This window comes from Pseudoalteromonas sp. SG44-1, assembly GCF_014164315.1.
Taxonomy (GTDB): domain Bacteria; phylum Pseudomonadota; class Gammaproteobacteria; order Enterobacterales; family Alteromonadaceae; genus Pseudoalteromonas; species Pseudoalteromonas rhizosphaerae.
Genome location: NZ_JACJEW010000224.1, coordinates 1 through 648 on the forward strand (window position 1 = coordinate 1; position 648 = coordinate 648).

Below are 648 nucleotides of genomic sequence, written 5' to 3' on the forward strand. Positions count from 1 at the left end.
AAAACAGTTAAATAAATTGACTGATGATGATCAGTTAAGCTAATTTAAAAACGGCTCTACAAAATGATAAATCAAGTGATCAAAGCTGATGAGAATCGGTGATCAAAGTCATGAGAATACGCACATAATTGTTATCATCCTTCTGAAGTTGTAAGCTAGGACATGAAGACTTATTTCTGTCCCCACGCTTTTTAAACCTCGTGTTAGTAAGTGGGTAGCTCCCATCCAGAGTTTAATTGTGCCAAAGGGGTGCTCAACAGTTTGCTTTCAATGAAGCATCAATTCAGGTTGATTCTTTAGCTTTTGAAGCATTTCTTCTGTCAGAATCTCATGCACCCACCGCCTTATTCGCCTAGGATCTTTTTTAGAGTTAGTGCACTGACTTCTTATTTTACAATCTCGACAAGCAATGTGATTGAAGTAAACATCAAGGTATTTACCTTGCTCAAATACCTGCATTCGATTTTGAAGTTCATTACCAGCGGGGCATAAGTAAATATCTTTATTTGCATCGTATTTGAAAAGTGAGCGGTTAAATATCCCTTTCTTTTCAGAGGACGATGTATCCGTCTTGGGCATGATTGGCTCTGCACCCAAATCGATAGTGTCTTTTATATCAGGCTGACTGAAGTAACCTTTATCTGCTAA

1 pseudogene is annotated in these 648 nt (G+C 37.8%); it reads right to left on the reverse strand.

Going from position 1 to position 648, the window contains the following annotated elements:
* Nucleotides 1-108: 108 nt before the first annotated feature.
* A pseudogene (locus H5187_RS23895) lies at nucleotides 109-648 on the reverse strand (transposase); the annotation flags it as partial.